Annotated in this window: 21 protein-coding genes; 9 read left to right on the top strand and 12 right to left on the bottom strand. The window is 66.5% G+C overall.

The features are described 5' to 3' along the window. Nucleotide 1 precedes the first annotated feature (1 nt). The gene (locus tag ACFSKW_RS39465; RefSeq protein ID WP_379578861.1) at nt 2-337 is read right to left on the bottom strand and encodes a hypothetical protein; all 336 of its coding nucleotides are present in this window, start codon (nt 335-337) and stop codon (nt 2-4) included. Nucleotides 338-345: 8 nt separating this feature from the next. Then, entirely contained in the window at nt 346-1,266 is a 921-nt protein-coding gene (locus ACFSKW_RS39470; RefSeq protein ID WP_379578862.1) for a hypothetical protein, read from the bottom strand. Nucleotides 1,267-1,503: 237 nt separating this feature from the next. Here ACFSKW_RS39470 and ACFSKW_RS39475 point away from each other — a divergent pair, with 237 nt between their 5' ends. The 4 genes from ACFSKW_RS39475 to ACFSKW_RS39490 all read left to right on the top strand — a co-directional run bounded on the left by ACFSKW_RS39475 (nt 1,504) and on the right by ACFSKW_RS39490 (nt 4,880). Then, nucleotides 1,504-1,719 (top strand): DUF4262 domain-containing protein, encoded by a 216-nt coding sequence (locus tag ACFSKW_RS39475; protein WP_379578864.1) that lies wholly within the window; start codon nt 1,504-1,506, stop codon nt 1,717-1,719. A gap of 300 nt (nt 1,720-2,019) precedes the next feature. Beyond that, nucleotides 2,020-2,505 carry a hypothetical protein gene (locus ACFSKW_RS39480; RefSeq protein WP_379578866.1) on the top strand — a complete coding sequence of 162 codons (486 nt, stop codon included), beginning with the start codon at nt 2,020-2,022 and terminating at the stop codon, nt 2,503-2,505. A 348-nt stretch (nt 2,506-2,853) separates the two neighbouring features. Further along, nucleotides 2,854-3,492 (top strand): ISAs1 family transposase, encoded by a 639-nt coding sequence (locus ACFSKW_RS39485; RefSeq protein WP_379578868.1) that lies wholly within the window; start codon nt 2,854-2,856, stop codon nt 3,490-3,492. 929 nt (nt 3,493-4,421) lie between these two features. Continuing rightward, nucleotides 4,422-4,880 (top strand): hypothetical protein, encoded by a 459-nt coding sequence (locus tag ACFSKW_RS39490; RefSeq protein ID WP_379578870.1) that lies wholly within the window; start codon nt 4,422-4,424, stop codon nt 4,878-4,880. Nucleotides 4,881-5,109: 229 nt separating this feature from the next. On the opposite strand, the gene ACFSKW_RS39495 is transcribed toward ACFSKW_RS39490, so the two are convergent. From ACFSKW_RS39495 to ACFSKW_RS39505, 3 genes are read right to left on the bottom strand one after another with little or no spacing between them, the layout of a single operon-like run. Next, complete coding sequence (locus ACFSKW_RS39495; protein WP_379578872.1) at nt 5,110-5,310, bottom strand: hypothetical protein; 201 nt, start codon at nt 5,308-5,310, stop codon at nt 5,110-5,112. Between the two features lie 15 nt (nt 5,311-5,325). Continuing rightward, a complete protein-coding gene (locus tag ACFSKW_RS39500) occupies nt 5,326-6,375 on the bottom strand; it encodes a hypothetical protein (protein WP_379578874.1) in 1,050 nt (349 codons plus the stop codon). Nucleotides 6,376-6,377: 2 nt separating this feature from the next. Beyond that, on the bottom strand, nt 6,378-7,295 hold the full coding sequence (locus ACFSKW_RS39505) for a hypothetical protein (RefSeq protein WP_379578876.1): 918 nt from the start codon (nt 7,293-7,295) through the stop codon (nt 6,378-6,380). A gap of 167 nt (nt 7,296-7,462) precedes the next feature. On the opposite strand from ACFSKW_RS39505, the gene ACFSKW_RS39510 reads away from it, so the two are divergent. Next, a complete protein-coding gene (locus tag ACFSKW_RS39510; RefSeq protein WP_379578878.1) occupies nt 7,463-7,639 on the top strand; it encodes a hypothetical protein in 177 nt (58 codons plus the stop codon). Nucleotides 7,640-7,716: 77 nt separating this feature from the next. Here ACFSKW_RS39510 and ACFSKW_RS39515 read toward each other — a convergent pair whose 3' ends face one another. Both ACFSKW_RS39515 and ACFSKW_RS39520 read right to left on the bottom strand, forming a co-directional pair. After that, on the bottom strand, nt 7,717-8,592 hold the full coding sequence (locus ACFSKW_RS39515) for a hypothetical protein (RefSeq protein WP_379578880.1): 876 nt from the start codon (nt 8,590-8,592) through the stop codon (nt 7,717-7,719). A gap of 181 nt (nt 8,593-8,773) precedes the next feature. Beyond that, entirely contained in the window at nt 8,774-9,016 is a 243-nt protein-coding gene (locus tag ACFSKW_RS39520) for a hypothetical protein (protein WP_379578882.1), read from the bottom strand. Nucleotides 9,017-9,477: 461 nt separating this feature from the next. Here ACFSKW_RS39520 and ACFSKW_RS39525 point away from each other — a divergent pair, with 461 nt between their 5' ends. The 3 genes from ACFSKW_RS39525 (at nt 9,478) to ACFSKW_RS39535 (ending at nt 11,268) form a co-directional block, all read left to right on the top strand. Continuing rightward, complete coding sequence (locus tag ACFSKW_RS39525) at nt 9,478-9,870, top strand: hypothetical protein (protein ID WP_379578884.1); 393 nt, start codon at nt 9,478-9,480, stop codon at nt 9,868-9,870. Between the two features lie 119 nt (nt 9,871-9,989). Next, entirely contained in the window at nt 9,990-10,496 is a 507-nt protein-coding gene (locus ACFSKW_RS39530; RefSeq protein ID WP_379578886.1) for a hypothetical protein, read from the top strand. Nucleotides 10,497-10,560: 64 nt separating this feature from the next. Beyond that, nucleotides 10,561-11,268 carry a hypothetical protein gene (locus ACFSKW_RS39535; RefSeq protein ID WP_379578888.1) on the top strand — a complete coding sequence of 236 codons (708 nt, stop codon included), beginning with the start codon at nt 10,561-10,563 and terminating at the stop codon, nt 11,266-11,268. 834 nt (nt 11,269-12,102) lie between these two features. Here ACFSKW_RS39535 and ACFSKW_RS39540 read toward each other — a convergent pair. Beyond that, the gene (locus ACFSKW_RS39540) at nt 12,103-12,759 is read right to left on the bottom strand and encodes a DUF3800 domain-containing protein (RefSeq protein ID WP_379578890.1); all 657 of its coding nucleotides are present in this window, start codon (nt 12,757-12,759) and stop codon (nt 12,103-12,105) included. 223 nt (nt 12,760-12,982) lie between these two features. On the opposite strand from ACFSKW_RS39540, the gene ACFSKW_RS39545 reads away from it, so the two are divergent. Then, on the top strand, nt 12,983-13,294 hold the full coding sequence (locus ACFSKW_RS39545) for a hypothetical protein (protein ID WP_379578893.1): 312 nt from the start codon (nt 12,983-12,985) through the stop codon (nt 13,292-13,294). A 46-nt stretch (nt 13,295-13,340) separates the two neighbouring features. Here the strand turns inward: ACFSKW_RS39545 and ACFSKW_RS39550 are convergent, their stop codons facing one another. The 4 genes from ACFSKW_RS39550 to ACFSKW_RS39565 all read right to left on the bottom strand — a co-directional run bounded on the left by ACFSKW_RS39550 (nt 13,341) and on the right by ACFSKW_RS39565 (nt 16,104). After that, nucleotides 13,341-13,733 (bottom strand): hypothetical protein, encoded by a 393-nt coding sequence (locus tag ACFSKW_RS39550; RefSeq protein WP_379578895.1) that lies wholly within the window; start codon nt 13,731-13,733, stop codon nt 13,341-13,343. A gap of 328 nt (nt 13,734-14,061) precedes the next feature. Next, on the bottom strand, nt 14,062-15,090 hold the full coding sequence (locus tag ACFSKW_RS39555) for a hypothetical protein (protein WP_379578897.1): 1,029 nt from the start codon (nt 15,088-15,090) through the stop codon (nt 14,062-14,064). 151 nt (nt 15,091-15,241) lie between these two features. Then, nucleotides 15,242-15,775: a hypothetical protein gene (locus ACFSKW_RS39560; protein WP_379578900.1), complete on the bottom strand. Its 534-nt coding sequence runs from the start codon at nt 15,773-15,775 to the stop codon at nt 15,242-15,244. 53 nt (nt 15,776-15,828) lie between these two features. Further along, nucleotides 15,829-16,104 (bottom strand): hypothetical protein, encoded by a 276-nt coding sequence (locus ACFSKW_RS39565; protein ID WP_379578902.1) that lies wholly within the window; start codon nt 16,102-16,104, stop codon nt 15,829-15,831. Nucleotides 16,105-16,166 lie beyond the last annotated feature (62 nt).

The following is a 16,166-nucleotide window of genomic DNA, read 5'->3' on the forward strand; positions in this document are numbered from 1 at the left end:
GCTACAGCTCCCCGGTGTAGCCGGACAGGCGGCGGGCGGTCGCCTCCTGGACGCCTGCAGCACTGAGCGCCTCGTAGTCCTCGCGAGTGCGCCGCTCGTCGTCGGCCCGTAGCGCCGCGACATGCTTGGCGTTGGCGGCCTTGAGCTCAGCGAGCCTCGCCTCGTACTCCTGGCGGGTGATCTCTTTCGTGCCGTCGGGCAGGGAGATCGTTTCCTCGTTGCTTTCGACGAAGGCCACTGCCCCGCTGGCATAGGCGACGTACATCGTGCGCAGCTCTGGCGACGAGGAAGCGACAGCGACGGACTCGGGCACCTCGACAAAGTTCCGCTTTCGCACAGTTCCTCCTACAGAATCCACTGAAAGGCTCGAATGAACGTTTGAATCCTGTTGTAGGTGGCGCCTCCGCTGCCCCGGCCGGCCGTGATGTCCACACCGAAGTTGTTGCTCCCGCCCGGCGCTAGGTTCGGCGTCTGGTTGACCACCTTCACCACCTGCACGTGAAAGTCGTTCTCCGCCGTCGAGCCGCGGTTGGCGTGGAACAGCATCTCGTCGGTGTACAGGCCGTACGCGGCGCCGCTGTTGGCCGGCAGGTTCAGGTCGACGTCCAGCTCCATCGACACCAGCACGAACGACTCCCGACACGTGTCCGGGTTTGTGATCAACAGGGTTCGCGTCTCGATCAGCGTGTCAATCGCCGCCGGAACCGCAACGTTGGCGTAGGTGGTGTTCTGCGTGTTCTGGTTGAACGCTGTCCGTCCACGCGGCTCACTGCGCAGCTGGCCGGTGCCGTCGCAGTAGACGTTTCCCGCGAACGTGTCGACAGGTGTGCACGGGTACGGCCAGGTGCCGACCTTCGCCGCGAGAGGCGACGCGGCGCTGCCGTTACCGGTGAGACCGCACGTGGCGAGCGTGAGCGCGGCCCGCAGGCCGGTCGGCGTGCACGTGATGAGGTTGCCGGCGGCCGCGTTGAGGATCGGCGCCGCGGTGATCGGGGATCCGCCCGCCCCGTTGCCGGACATGTCGATGCAGGCGGTGTCGGCGACCGACACCGTGGCGGCGCCGGTCGGCACGAACAGTCCTGCGGCACTCTGCTGCAGGTTGTTGCCCGGCGCTGGGTCGATCCGGGCTCTGAACTGGTTGGCGGCGTCGTCGTACTGCAGCCCCTGGACGAACCCGGCACCGACGCAGTCCTGGACCGCCTCGCAATCGAGCGTGCCGGTCGCAGAGACAACGTACGGGTTCGCCGATGACCCGTTGCCGGACACCGTGGCGCCCGGCCCCGCAGTGACCAAGCAGCTGCAACTGGACGCACATCCACATCTGGCGATCGTGACCACCCCGCACCGTTCGCAGGTCGGCCCGGCCCTCACACCAGCAGCATCACCGCCAGCGTACCGGGGGCCGTCGCGGCGGCACGGCTGGCCACGACGCGGCACCTAGGATCGGCGCATGCTGACGAGCTGCCCAGGCCTGCCCCGCGCCGTACGTGGGGCGGTGCTCGCGTGAGCCTGGCCGAGTCGAACCTGCTGCACGACGTCGCCGCCGGCATTCAGCTGCACGGGTGGATCGTGCATGCCGTCGAAGGCGAAGGCATCACCCCTTACGCTTACACGGTGGGCTTGATCAGCCAGGGCCGGCCTGAGCTGCTCGTCGCCGCCGCGGTGTACGACCGGGAGCACGTCGTCGTGGCCGAGCTCGTCTGGACCCGCGAGAAGTAGGCACGCACCCCAACAGCCGAAACCTACTGTCATCGATGCTCTGCGCTGAGCGACTTGCCGGGGAGATTCCGAAGGCTGAGCAGGAAGTACCAGCCCCGGCTGGGGCGCGCTTCACCGCACTGGCCCAGCCCCTGGCCGGGCCGCTGGTGCGGGCCAGCTAAGGTCTGTTCTGTGAATCATGAGAGCCGGTCCAAGGCTGCGACCAGCAGCCGACTGGATTCGACAGCGGTCGGCAGCCGCGCACTTCGCTTCAGGGTTCCACGCTTCACGTGGCGCCAGGGCTGACCCGGTGGTTCGGCGATGACTACTATCGACGGGTTACGGCCGGGCGAGTCCATGATCTCGCTGCTCAGCTCAACGTTCAGCTTTGAGGGTGAAACACCAGGGGCGTTCGCAGTACAGGCCGGCCGAGGCCGTCAGTCCGTATTGAGCAGCGGTGATCTGGTCGGCGACGAACCCCGTCTGCTGATTGACTTCAACGAGGGACAGCCGCTGCTGTCCGTGCGTGGGCAGCCGGTGGGTGAGCGCCGCAAGGACACCGTGCGACTGCGGGGGCAGGCGTACCACATCCACCGCTCACGGTTTCGACGAAAGTTGCATTTCGCGGTGACCGTTGGCGAGCGCACGGTTCTTCAGGCCCGGGAGCACTCCAGTCCCGAAGCCACCGTCCGCACTCTGCGAACAGACAGCGATCCCGCCCTCGACCCTGTTGTCACACTCGCCCTGCTTCTGCTGACGGCACGACCCGACAAGATGGGCTTCCTCAACGAGATCTTCCGGAACTGAGACCATGTCCTGCGGGCCTTCCGCTATGGAGTTCGGTCTCCACTGCCAGCTCCTGCTGTGTCCTGGACCGACTCTCATGATCCGCAGCACAGGCCTTAGAACAACGTCAGCTCTGGTGTCGGCGTGGCCACGCCTTGCCGGAGGCAGCGACGGCAGTTGACCGCCGCCGTGGTGAAACGGAGCCTTCTGGGGTCCCACCCGGCGATGCCGGTTTGGCACTGAAGGCGGGCAGCTGCTCGCCGTGATGATCAGGGCTCGTGGTCGGACGGTGCACGATCCGTGAACCTTCGACTCGGATGCCGCGACTTACCACAGGTCAACACTACCAAGATCACTCTTTGGGGTTCCTTGACTACGCTGGCCGCCTTCGACCACGGCAGCAGCCTGGTGCTCGCGCAGACCGGCGTGGACGGCAAGACCAACGAGATCACCTGCTTCCGGCCCGTGCTGGAGCGTCTCGACCTGGACGATCGCGTGGTCACCGCCGATGCCCTGCACACCCAGCGCGAGCACGCCACCTTCCTCATCGAGCAGAAACGGGCGCACTACGTGCTGATCGTCAAGAAGAACCAGCCCAGCCTGTACGCGCAGGTCAAACGGCTGTCGTGGAAACTGATCCCCATCCAGCACCGCGAACGCGACCGCGGGCACGGACGTGAAGAACGCCGCACCCTCAAAGTCATCACCGTCACCACCGGACTACTGTTCCCCCACGCCGTCCAGGCGATGCAGATCAAACGGCAGGTCAGGGACGGCAAAACGGGCAGATGGCGGACGGTGACCGTCTACGCGATCACTGACCTGCCCGCCTGGCAGGCCCCTCCCACCGAACTGGCACCTAGATCCGCGGCCACTGGAGCATCGAGAACCGGCTTCACCACGTCCGCGACGTCACATACACCGAAGACCACAGCCAGGTCCGCACCGGCAACGCGCCCCGCGCCATGGCCGCCTTGCGCAACCTCGCCATCGGCGCCCTACGCCTGACCGGAGTCGGCAACATCGCCCAGGCCATCCGCCACGTCTCCCGCGACGCCACCCGCACCCTCAACACCGACCCCACATGATCGAGAAACAGGACAAAACTCCACTACGCCGGGGCCCTGCACCACGGGGTGCTGCCCGCAGTAGCAGCGGGGGCGCGCCTTCACCGTCCAGCCGCTCGCCCTCGAGCACCGCCGGCGTGCACACCAGGCAGCCCGGCCGCCATTCAGAGATCTCTACGATTCGGGCTTCCTCATGATCGCACAGAGATGGCCGAATACCTTTACCGGTCACATTGGCCGCATAACTGGCTGTAGTAAATACTGCCTCAATGTGGTGAGATTGCGTCAATATTGTGCTGCTGCACAGTCATTTCGGCCTTAGTAGACGAATCCATCGGATCAATGGCGGATGCCGCGTCGAGGCCGAACTCCTCCAATGGGACGGCACCTACTGGAACGTCGTGGCTACTGGCGCTGTGAAGTGGACATGTGCCGCAGGGACCGCCTCCCGATCCCAAGCGTCGTACTCCTGCCGCGGCTCCGGCTCCGTCAGGTGGTACACCACACGCCTCTGGCTCACCACTACGCACAATGGTCAGGCAACCGCAAGCTACACCGACTCCAACTCGGAGTCTTTTGTGTGCGTCTAGCTCCCGGAACTTTGACATGCCGCTTCGGACTGGGGACGATCCCCGTCAGAAGGGAATCATGCTAGTCTTAACATCCATACGGCCTCAATAGTATGGGCAAACGTCGCTATCTGGGCAATCAGAGTGTTGATCGCCCAGATAGCGGCCTTCTGTAGCTATAGCGTCAATACTCAATGAGGACACAATGCCTACCATTGGTGGACATACTTTTTCTGATGACGCTTCTCCTTGGATAGATAGACCTGCGAGGGAGATTCCGGCAACGCTATCAATACAGGGCATGATTGCACGCAACAATCGTTGCGCGGTGTTTATCGACCAGGTTAGTGTTTTCTCATCGGGTTTGATCTTGAGAATCGAAGGACGCCTTCACGAAAGCGAGATGGACAGGCAGCCGATAACAGTCGAAGGCGGCGCTCATCTCGCATTGCGGCCGGCCGTGAAAGTCCGCTATCCAGACGGGAGGACCGCCGAAGTCCTGGATCATGCGCCCCCGCCGACAGCAACACCTGCAGGGGATTCGCATCGTACAGAGCCGACGCTTTCCATCCGTGGCACATATGTTCAGGGCGCATGTTTGTCGTTCTCTTGCTGGCTTCACCCTCTTCCTCAGCATGGCGACCTTTCAATCAGCGTTGAATGGCAGGCGCTGGATCTACCTCTCCATCAATGGCAGATAAGAGAGGCTGCAATCAGAGAGAGCCTTGCGAAAGTGAGCGATGTTTGGGATCCCAACTGAATTTGCGTACGGCGAGCACCTGGTTGAGGTCGTCCTGGACAGGGTCGCCGAGCGTGACAGGCTCCATGGGCCAGCAGCAGGGCTCCGGCGTAGTGGCTGGTGTGGGCGCTTATCGTCATAGTGGCACTCGCCTGGCTTGGCATCCCTATCAGCATCACCCTGGGCTGACCAGGCAAAACGTTGATCCAAAGGGCGGGCGCGGCTCCACCAGCAGCGCCCGCCCAGCATGTCACGGCAGGGCGATGACAGTGACGGTGCCGCTGTCGGCGTGCCGGGCGGTCAGCCGGCCGGAGTCATCGACCTCGAGCACGTAGGCGTCCGGGGCGACGCCGATCACCACGCTGGTGCGGTGCTCCAGGACGCGGACACGGTCGTCCAGGTCGCGGAGGATCTCCGCGGGTGTGCGTGGCCGCGTCTTCAACCTCGCCATGCTGGTCTCCCTGGGTCAGGCCGCGACGGTCGACGGGGTGTCAATGCCGGGCGGCGCGAGCGTGATGCCGACCTTCTCGCCGTCGTTCTCGGTGAACGTCACCTTCAGCCGGATGAGCCGCAGATCCGCCGCTACCGTACGGCAGGTCGCCTCGGAGGTGACGGGGATGACCACGCCCGGGATCAGGTCGTTGATGCCGACCGGGGCCTCGGGCGCGAGCTGTGAGTCGTCGGGCACCTCCAGGAACAGCGGCGCCGGGTTGCCGGCCGCGACGAGCGCGTTGGCTTCGGCTTGCGCGGAGGCGATGTCCTGGATCTCCTCCTCGGTGGCGATGAACTCCAGCAGCCCGCACGCGCCGACGCCGCCAGCCTGGGCGGTGACGCCCTTGCCAATGACGGTGGCGTGCGTGATGGCGGCCAAGCCGTCCTCGATGACCGACAGAGGGCCGACGAAGTGCTCGTCGGTCAGGCCGGGCAGCCTGCCGAGCGGCCCCTCGCCCATCAGTAGGATGCGCCGGCCGAGCGCGGTGAAGTCCAGGCCGGTGCGCGCGAGCTCGCGCAGCTGGTCCAGGACGTAGCCCGAGTTCTTGGCGTACTTGCGTTCGCCGATGATGCCGGAGGCGGACACCATCAGGTAGGCGAGCACGTTCGGGTCGTCGGGCGCGAACCCGTGCTCGATGAGCCTCTGGCCGATGACGGCGAGGTCAGCTTTGTTGGTGCCGGTGAAGTCCAGCAGGGCGCGGATCTTGCGGCGGAACAGCCACTGGGTGACGTCGCAGGCCTGCAGCAGCGTCTCGTCGCCGCGGTGCTGGATCTTCACCAGGGGGCCCTGCCACACCAGAGTCTGATCGCGGAAGACGGCCAGCTCGTTGCACCAGGTGCGGGCGTCGCCGAGCAGCTGGCAGCATTCGGCGCCCTGGTACGGCACGGCGACGTTGGCTTCGGAGGTGTCGTCCAGGAGGCGGGACCAGTCCAGAGCGGACGCCTCGACGGTGCCGTACTGGCGGCCGCCGGTCCGGTCGTAGATGCCGACGGTGTACTCCTCGGCGCAGCCGAGCGGCCCCATCTCTATGCCTCTCTCACGATGGTGCGGAGCGTCACCGACGCGTCGGCGGCGATCGTGTCGGAGTCGGCAGAGATGCACGCCAGGTACGGGATGCCGCACTCCAGCACCGGCCAGTCGAGCGGGCGTCCTTGAGGGCCGGACACGATCTGCTCGGCCGGGGTATCGGCCCGGCCTGGGCACTGCACGTAGATGGTGCGGCGGGTCGAGTCCATCGTCAGCCGGGCGCCCGACGGCAGATACGAGATGTTGATCTCCGAGCACCAGGAGCACGGGTCGAGGTCCTCGTACGGCGCGCCGAACGGGTTGGGGTAGAAGCGGAACCGGATGTTGCGCAGGATGCCGGACCCGGAGTAGATCTCCAGCAGCGGCACCAGGTCGGCCCAGATCGGGGCGGCGTTCTCGGGGATCTCCACGCACACCTGGCGGCGGGTGAACGGCTCACACAGGCACGGGTTGTCCGGCAGCGGCAGCGTCGGCAGGACCGGCGGCGGGCAGTTCGGGTCGAGCGGGCACGGCTGCGGCTGCTGGGCGGCGCATTCGCCGGCCTCGTCGAGGCAGCCCGGGTCGGTCGACCACTGCACGCATTCGTCGTCCGGCGTCGGCGGCGGCCAATGCACACCTTCGGCGACCGTGACCGCGGGCCGCAGGGCGTGGGGGCGGCCGGCGACGAGCTGGAACTGGATCTGCCGCAGCTCGCCGGGGCAGCAGGCGCAGCCGGTGATGCGCTGCTGCACCGTCGGCTCCGCGAGCAGAGCGACGTCGCGCAGCGTGCGGAACACGCCCGCGCCGCACGTCTGGCTGGTGCACGGGCCGGGGCAGCATTCGCCCGGCCCGGCCGGCACCGTCGGGCAGCACGTCATGAACTCCAAGTCGTCGCCGCCGCACGCGCCCGCCCCGCACGCCAGCGAGCCGCGCAGCACCGACGCAAGCCAGCGGGTGCCCGTAGTCGACGGCGCACGCGGTGCGGCCGACGAGGACGCCGCTCACGGTGATGGTGCGCGGCCCGTAGCGGCGGCGGCCGATGACGGCACCGTCGCCAAGCCGGTTGGTGACCGGGCGGGAGACAGGCGCGGCATCCAGGCCGTCGATGTCGGTGACGATGAAGCCGGCGAAGTCCGTCGACGACGGCTCGGCCGGGTCGTACCAGGGGGCTTCGTCGGTTTCGGGCAGCGTGTACGGCTCGTCGCCGAGGACCTCGGTCAGGCCGGTGCAGCCGCAGTCGCGGATCGACGCGTGCGTCGGCGCGAGACTCGCCTGCGCGTAGGCGTACACGCGTGCGCTGTTGGCCACCTCCACGCCGGAAAAACACAGCCAGTCCGTCGAGGCCACGCTGCTGTCCTCCTATCGGAGCGCCGCGGTCAGGCGGCGCTCCTGCTCGGCGACGATCTCGTTCGCGCTGGTCATGACCTGGTGGAAGGTGTTGTTGATCGTGAGTTCGCGCACGGCCTGGGCGGTCTGTTGCTGGCCGCGCGGCGCGACCGGCCGGTTCGCGGCCGCGGTTTCGCGGGCGGGCCGGAACGGCTGGGTCCGCGCCGGCGTGACCGGCTCGACGAGCCGGGCGGCCGCCGCCCGCACCTGCGGCGCGATGTCCTCCAAGCCGAGCAGGTACCCGCGCGCCGAGTCGCGGCCGTCGGCGCGCAGCACCCGCGACGGCGACTTGATCTTCAGCTCTTTCTTGATGGTCGTCGACACGGTTTTGGCGATCTCGACCATCAGCGCCTTGATCTCCTTCTCTTGACTCTTCAGCCCCGTCAGGAAGCCGCGGCCCGCGTTGTCTCCGGCGTCGAACAGGAAGTCCGCGGCCTGCTGGCCGAAGAACTTCGAGTTCGTGTTGATGCGCCGCTGCAGCGAGTTGATCTCGCGGAGCGTGGCGGCGGACGCCTTCGACAAGGTGTCGGCGATCGCGCCGGACTGGTCGGGCCCGCCGGTGACGAGCTGCTCGATCAGGCTCTTGTCCAGGCCGCGCTTCTGCAGCCGCTGCACATCAGCCTGGAAGGCGTCGATCGCCTGCAGCCGGTTGCGGAGGGCCGCCGCGATCCCTTCCGGCGTGGCGCGCTCCTCCTCGGTGAGGGTGGACAGGGCTGCGCTCGAGCGGGCTCGTTCGGCGACGTCGGCGGCCGTCTGGGTGGCCTTCTCCAGGGTCGCGGCGATCCGGTCCCGCTCTGTCGCCAGCTTCGACAGCGCCGCGTTCATCGTCTGCAGCCGCGCCACGAGCACGTTGTCGACCTTCGTGTTCGTCTTCTTCAACGCCGCGGTGATCGACCGCTACAGGTCCCACAGCTGCTGGTTGATCTCGTCGGGGTCTGGGCGGTTCTTCAGGGGGCACCCGTCCTCCAGGTGTTGAAGCGGGACGGCGCCCCGGGCGGGGCGCCGTGGGGTTGCCGCGCGTGGCGTTGGTTCACGGCCTGCCGTAGTGGCGACGCCTGTGAGCCTCTGCGTTGCGTGCAGGCCAGTCGGCGGCTGTGACGTGGGACGGTGCGAGCTGTCCGGTGACCATCCGCGCGTAGCGGCGCGCCTCTTCCTCCGTGCCGGTGAACCCAACCTGCCGCACGTAGGTGCCGTCGGCGTCGACGGCGTTCACGAGCTGGACGCCGTGCCCTTCCCGGATTCGTTCTTCGGGGATGGCGGCGATGGGGTCCATGCGTGAGCCTCCGTAAACTGTCAGGAAATTGCAATTCTTACCCTGCAGATCGGCGGGGACTGTAACAAGTGTTTCCCTATATGCGACGAAGTGCCGCGACTTGGAGGCGGTCTCGGGGGTACGGGAAGGGCGCGGCAGGTGCCGCAGACCAGCCCTGACCTGGGCGCCGGAGCCCGACGCCATCCGCAGGTGCGCTGCCACTTCCGGGCAGCAAAGATGGCAGGGCTGCACGAAGTCACGCCCGTCCGCGCCGACGCGGTTGATCCAGCCGCCGTCACACCCGACATACAGGCACTCGCAGTTCGGGAACGGGCAAGGGGTCGTCATCTCGTCACTCCTCCCGTGCGGGGACAATCGCGATTGTCGCTCGCTATGTGAAAGATAGCCGCCGGGAGTGACAGAAACACCTGCAATGCGCGACCCCGGGCATGGCCGCGGCCTCGGGGCCACAATCGGGCGTTATGGACGACGTGATCGACGCGCGGGCGTTCCTCGCTGGCCTGCCGGGCCTGGCCGCCGCGCTCGATGCGATCACCGCCGTTCCCCGCGTCGACGTCGACCAGGCCGCCGATGTCGAGCCGCCGACCGGGTGGGAGAACGAGGTCAGCGAGCTGGCCCGCTGCCTGGCCATGGTGGCGGGCGCGATCGGCAGCCACGCCCGCGACCACCAGGGCCGCCACCGCCGACTGGCGGCACGCCGCCCGCACCGCCGGGATTCGTCGCCCGCCGGCAGCTGCTCCGCGGGGCGACGAAAGCACGCTTCCTGCCCGCCGGGCGGCCCGTCTCACCGTGAGATCTCACCGCGAGATCGAGGTCCACACGGGGTCGTTCAAGGTTGCGCCTCTAGACACTAGAGCGCAGGTCGGCGCGGCTTTCGGGTCCTAGAGCACCCTCTAGATCTAGATACGGCGGTTCTCAACCATCCTGAAAGCGCGGAGATCCACACTCTCGCCACACGAGAGGGGAGTTCCCGATGAAGACCTGCCTTACCATTGTGATCGCCGCCGGCCTGCTGGCGGCGTTACCCGCCACCGTCGCATCCGCGTCGACTTCCGCGCCCATCTCCGCGTCCGCCGCCACGGGCGTCGGGGCCGGTCCCAGCACGACGTGGGGCCCGATGTTCGCCTCCGGCAGGAAGGCCGTCACCCAGGGCAGGCTCACCGTGCTCAGCCAGAACACGTCCACCACGCCGACGACCGCCACGGTGCAGATCAATGGCGCGATCACCGACCTGACCAAGGGGTCGGGCTGCGGCTGGGCGATCTTCCGCATCTCCTTCCTCAAGAAGGACGCAAGCGTGGCGACCAAACACCACTACAGACTCGACTGCACCACGGGCACCCCGAAATCCTTCTCCTTCGTCGAGAAGCAGGTCGTCCTGGTCGAGACGAAGGTCTGCAGCGAGATCCAGGCCACGAAGCCGTCGGCCACCTGCCTGTACGGCGGCAGCTGGAAGAAGCTCTACAGCTATCTCGACTAAGGCCGTGCTTCAGAACCCTGTCGCGCGCGCCGGATTGTCTGTACACGGACCTACGCTCTTCCCCATGTCGATATCCGCCATCCCCGCGTCCCTGTCCTATGCCGATGCCGATGCCCGCCTGGGCGGCGCGTTGTCCGCCGTGTTCGAGGGTGCGGGAGCCTCGCCCGGCTACAACGAGGTGCTGTTCTTCGACGGCGACCTCACCCTCGAGGGGAATTTCCTGCACGCCATCAACGAACTGCGCGGCAGCGACGCCGAGGGCGACGTCGAGTTGATCGTGGTCACCGGCGACCTGACGGTCAACGGCCCGATCGCGCTCTATGAGGACCGGCCCGGCCTGTACGTCGGCGGTCACACCAAGGCCGAGACCCTGGAGGGCGGCGAAGCGGAGATCTACATCCACGACGGCGCCTTCACCCACCTGGTCTACGGCTGGTACAACCACGGCTCTTTGCGGACCGGGATCGTCGATACCCCTTGGGTGATCGACTACGACCACGCCATGGACGTGTACGCCCCCGGCGCGCGCTGGGTGGACAATTACGACGATGACGATGACGACGACGCCGACTTCGCCGTCGGGGACAGCATCGTCGAGGCGTTCGTGCCCGAGGTCGTCGACGCGGAAGACCGCTGCCTGGACGTCGACGAGTTCCTGAACCGGCTGCGGGCCGGGCTGCCGGTCCTGCGGCCCGAAGCCCGGACGGCGGCCGAGTCGGCAAGTGATCACGTGTCCCGGGCTCTGGCCGACCGGGCAGAGCCCGGGACCTGACCGGGCGCAAACTCCCGCCGGGGAAGCGGGGCGAGGCGTCTTTCGGGACGGTCATGACGTGGCTGGCCGCCCGAGTCGGCATGCGGCGGCGGCGTCCGGGCGCGCCTGGCCGAATGAAGCCACCAGGTATGGCGGCCGATAGTTCCCTTATAGGCCTGCCTTCGCACATGAGGCGGTGTTTCCCTTCCAGCAGCCGACGGAGACCGCTAGCCTTCAGAGGCCGCACTGCTGCCCGTCCAGGCCCTCCCTGGCGGCCAGGGGGGTTCATAGGGAGAGCCGGACTCTGCGGACGGCATGCGCATCGCGTTGCCGATCCGCTCGGCCGCGACGCACTTCGGGTGTGTTGTCGTAGTAGCCCCAGGCGCGGTGCTGCCACGGCTGTGTCGGGTTCGGCGACCTGGTGGCGGAAGCGGCGGACCGTCCACCGCTGGGCGGCGGCGACGAGATCACGCGCCACCTTCACGACGAGCCGCCGGGCTGGGAACTAGTCACGGCACGGGCCCCGAGCAGACGCAGGATGCCCGGCCCACAGCTCAGCGGCGCACGGTCAGCCTACCGGTCTGCCTTCGGGTAGCCCGTCAGCCGGCTGTGCCGCGGCCCGCGTCCGGCTGGTGTCGGGGCGGCTGCCCGGGTAGTGGGGCCTCCGGTGACGACAGATCGGCCCAACGGCCAGGAAACGGTCACCCCCACCCCCAAATCGTACAAACGTTCGACACGGTTAAGTAACGACGCCGAGCGAAGCGGTTGACGCGCCTGGTGTTTTACCGTGTACTGAGGGTGGCCAGTGACAAGAGGTCCAGGGGACCTCTTCCCGTGAGGGATAGCTGGCCACTTCTATGTCGCTTTTCCCCACGGCATGAAGCAGCTCTTCAGGGTCGGTTCGACCGCCCACATGAAGCTTTCGTCGCCGCGCTCGAGTTTCCGCTGGACGGCCCAGGCGCCGTAGTCGGCGACCTGCAGGCCCCAGCTGGTGCATGCGTCCCAGTGGCAGACGACGACCTCTCGGCGCAGCGGGGCGTGGTTGTTGCAGACTTCCTTGATCGCGTCCTGGAAGATCTGCTTGCGCTTGTTGGTGCCCAGTGTCGCCACGACGACGTAGAGGGTGTCGCCTGGAGCCGTCACCTGTCGCGCGATCTCTCGGAAGTGGAGGAACCACGCGATTCTGTACAGGTACTCCTGGCCTTTGTCGCGAACATTCGTGTAGGCGTTGTCCTTGGCCAGGAATGTCATGTCGAAGCGGGGAGCCTGATTTCTGATCACGTCGCACACTTCGATGCGCGTCCGGTGGTTGTCGTTCTTCGCGTGGTAGCCCTTGGGAAACTCGACGCCGGCGCGGGCATGCGCCAACCGCAGGCGATGTCCTTGCCAGAAGGCACTTTCATGATCGCCCTGGTAGGTCGCTGTGCCGATCCCGAAGTACTTCGACCCGCCGCCGGCAACGTCGTAGTCCAGGTTGCCGGTCTCGTCGGCGTACATGAAGACCTCGGACATGAACTCCACCTGATGTCACGTTGAACGTTGGCGCGCATTCCATTGACTACCACATGGGCAACGGTGACATCTGTACTCTCACATAGCCCCAACAGGACTAATTCAGCACAATTACCCCTAAACGATCGACTCCGAATGTTGTTCTATTGCGCGCCTGGACGGGAATTGGGGATGCTTTAACACGAGACATCCCCAAACATCCGTCTCACGGCGGTTTGGGGAGTTGGATTCGGTTCGCACCGGCTTGCCGTTCGTCACCCGGCCGGGCTCCACCCCTTCGCGCAAGCTGCACCTGATCTACCGGCTGCACGTCGAGCCTGACGTACGTGCCCGGATGGCGGTCGAAGAGTACGACAAGCTTCCCGACGGCGGCCGCGAGATCGGGATCGTCGAATGGATCAACTATCGCGAGACGGCAAGCCTTCCCATCTTCCCGCCGATAGGGCCTGCCCTGGCCGCCATGCCTTCTCCGCATGCCGTGGTAGCCGATGCGGCGCTGCCTGCCGTCACCGACGACAACTACACGTGGATCTGACGACTCAACCACAGCGCCTGACGCCGCACCGCCACCGCCGCAGCGGTTACCCGAGCTGAGCGGCCTCGTCGACGTCGCGGATGTGGTGACACCACGTCCAGCCGGACGGCTCGCTATCCAATGCGAACGCGGTCTCCTGCTTCCACGCGCGGGCGGCGAGTGCCGCGTCCCGCAGGGTCGCATAGTTCCAGAACCGGTCGTACAGGCCGACCGGCCGGCGGCGGCTCTCGCAGATGCGCCAGTGGCCGAGCATCTGCATGATGTCGATCCAGTGATCCTCGGTGTCGCCGACCCGGTATCCGTACTCGCCGATCCGGCCGCCGGCGTCCAGGGCCTGCACGTGGTGGCCCATCAGCGTGGTGAGGGCCTGCAGCAACTGGTCGCCGCCCAGGTACTGCAGCAACGTCAGCGACTCTTCGGCAAGCTCGTGATCGGTCATGCGTGAATCCTCTCGTGAGCAGGTTTCCTGCGTCCGCGGTTCTGCCGCAGGCGGCCTCAGCATGAAGGAGCCCCCCGGCGGCTGCCGAGGGGCTCGAAGGAGGGCGGGCTATGCGACGGGGAAGACGTCGCGGACCCTCAGGGTCTCGCCTCGCAGTTCGATCGGTTTCCGTCCAGGACGACATCCGGCCGCGCGCTCGCCTGGCCGGCCTCGGGATAATTTCTCGCCCGTCGTTCGGAACGGCATATCAGCCAGCTAGACCGCATGGGGCAGGGTGCTGATCAGCGCTCATCTGCTCGTTCGTGCGAATCGCCACCACCGGGGAACGTCAGGACGATTCCGCGGGAAGGGCTGTGCCGCACCATTCGCAGTAGGAGCCCGACGCAAGAGAGAACTTCCGGCACGTCAGGCACTGCCGCATGGTGACCGAACCCATGACCAGAGGGCGCTGCTCCCCGCAGGATCTGCACTCGACCTGGTTGTGTCTTTCCGTGCATTTCCAGCCGCAGTACACGCAGTACCAGGGATGCTTCGCCCTCGGCCAGCTGTCCATGCCACGTGTGAGCATTCTGGCGACGAAATCCTGGACCTTCAGGGAGAAGGCGATGCGCAACCTCCTTCGGGGAGCCTTGGCAAGGGGGACCGGGATTTCCGCGGAACCTCGGGAGGGCAGCGAGGGGATGACGAAAATGGTCGCGTTTCCCGGGTCACCTGGTGGGACGGTCACCCGCAGGTGTTCCACGGTTCCACGACGGCGGCCGTCCAGAATGAGGAGCCACGACCCTTCTTCGCGCTGCTCAGCCGTTCGGACGGAGAGCGATTCGAGCGGGTATCCGAGAGCGTTGGCGGCGGCGCGCGCGGCGTCGGACGCCTCGTCCCGGGAGAGCGCCTCATCCTGCTCAGGCTTGCGGCTCAGCCAGCGTTCGCGCACTCGGGTGAACAGTTCCTTGACGCTTCTCACCGTCGCGGCGTCCGCCCTGTTGCCGACTATTCCCCCCACTCCAGCGGCACCAAGATACGTGGCCACCTCGACGACATGGTCAAGGACGTTCGAGATGCCTTCGAACCCGGCCCCGGTGGTCTCGGGCCGTTTCTCCGTGGAGACATTGGAAAGCGCATCCCAGCTCGCCATAATCAGCGGCCGATAGCCGTCGAGCTCGAACTCCGAATAGCTCTCCAGCGAAGCCAAAACAGCGTCGATCTGGTACGACGAACCGGGCACGGCGTCCCCTTCGACGAACCCCTTGACCTGTTCTTCGGTCAGCGGGATCAGCGCCCTGCTGGTTTCCCTCGCCACGGCCGCGTAGTGCGGCCGGCCAGCGGCGACCCAGGCTTCGAACATCAGCGAGCCGAACATGGAACGCGCTCGTTCCGGAGTGGCCACAGGTCTCCTCGGTCAGCAGCGGTGCGGCAGGGTTCAAAGTACCTTTCTCCCGGGCACCAATGGGAGGGTCTCGGCAACAGGTCGTGCTTCGACGCAACGCATGGCGGCCGTCCCGCCCACCTGGCTACAGCAGCCTGATCATGGAGCACCCCGGAGATGACCCCGTCGACCCGATCTCCGCCACCATTTCGGCCCGGCTACCGAATGTCAGGCCGTCCATCGTGGGGTATCCCCCGTCTGCTCGCTCCCGTCGGGCCTGATTGGTCGGCGGCTCGATGGCTGCTTGTGCCCGCCAGTCGGCGTTCACTTCCGGCAACGAGGAGAGCGTTGGTTCGATGACGACTCCGAAGACGTCCCTGCGTCCGTGTCGCCGCAGCACTGTCTCCAGCTTCCTCCAAATGCGGTCGGTGACCTCCGCGGTGTATTCCGGGATCGATGACGGTGGCACCTCGAGCACGGCCTCGTAGGTGGCATCTGTCCAGTTGTCGCCCGGTGTTGGGTGGAAGTAGCCGCCATCGCGGCGCAGGTACAGCTTGGCCACCGCCTGTACAAGGCCCTGCGCAAGCTGGTCACCCGCCTCACCGAGTAGATGGTGGGTCTGCCCCCGCACACGGTCGAGATCGTCGATCGCGTCATCTTCAAGTCTCGCGAACGTCACGCTCTCATTCGGAAGAGGGCTGGGGAAGGCCCGTGGCTGCGGGTGGACATTGCTCAGGGCGTAATGGCCTGCGGCCCTTCCTCTGACGCTCTTTCCCCGATGGAAGCCAGGCCGACGTCGAGGAGGGCTAGCGCCAGTCTGGGATCGCCATACAGTCGCGGGTTCTTCTGTAGATGTTCGACCTGTTCAGGGGTCAGCTCACGGACCAATGGCACCCCATCGACCTTCAGAATCAGTATGTTGCTGAACGCCAGTAAGGCGTTGTCGTTGCCCTCCAGCGCGGCGAGCAGCCCTGCGATGGCCTCGCCTTGCGCCTTAGGCGGGCGCACAGTCGCGCCGGGGTGGTGCGGGGCAGCCGGACAGATCTCGCCCGAGCCCGGCCTGCCGTACC

This window comes from Nonomuraea mangrovi (genome assembly GCF_042681425.1).
GTDB lineage: Bacteria > Actinomycetota > Actinomycetes > Streptosporangiales > Streptosporangiaceae > Nonomuraea > Nonomuraea mangrovi.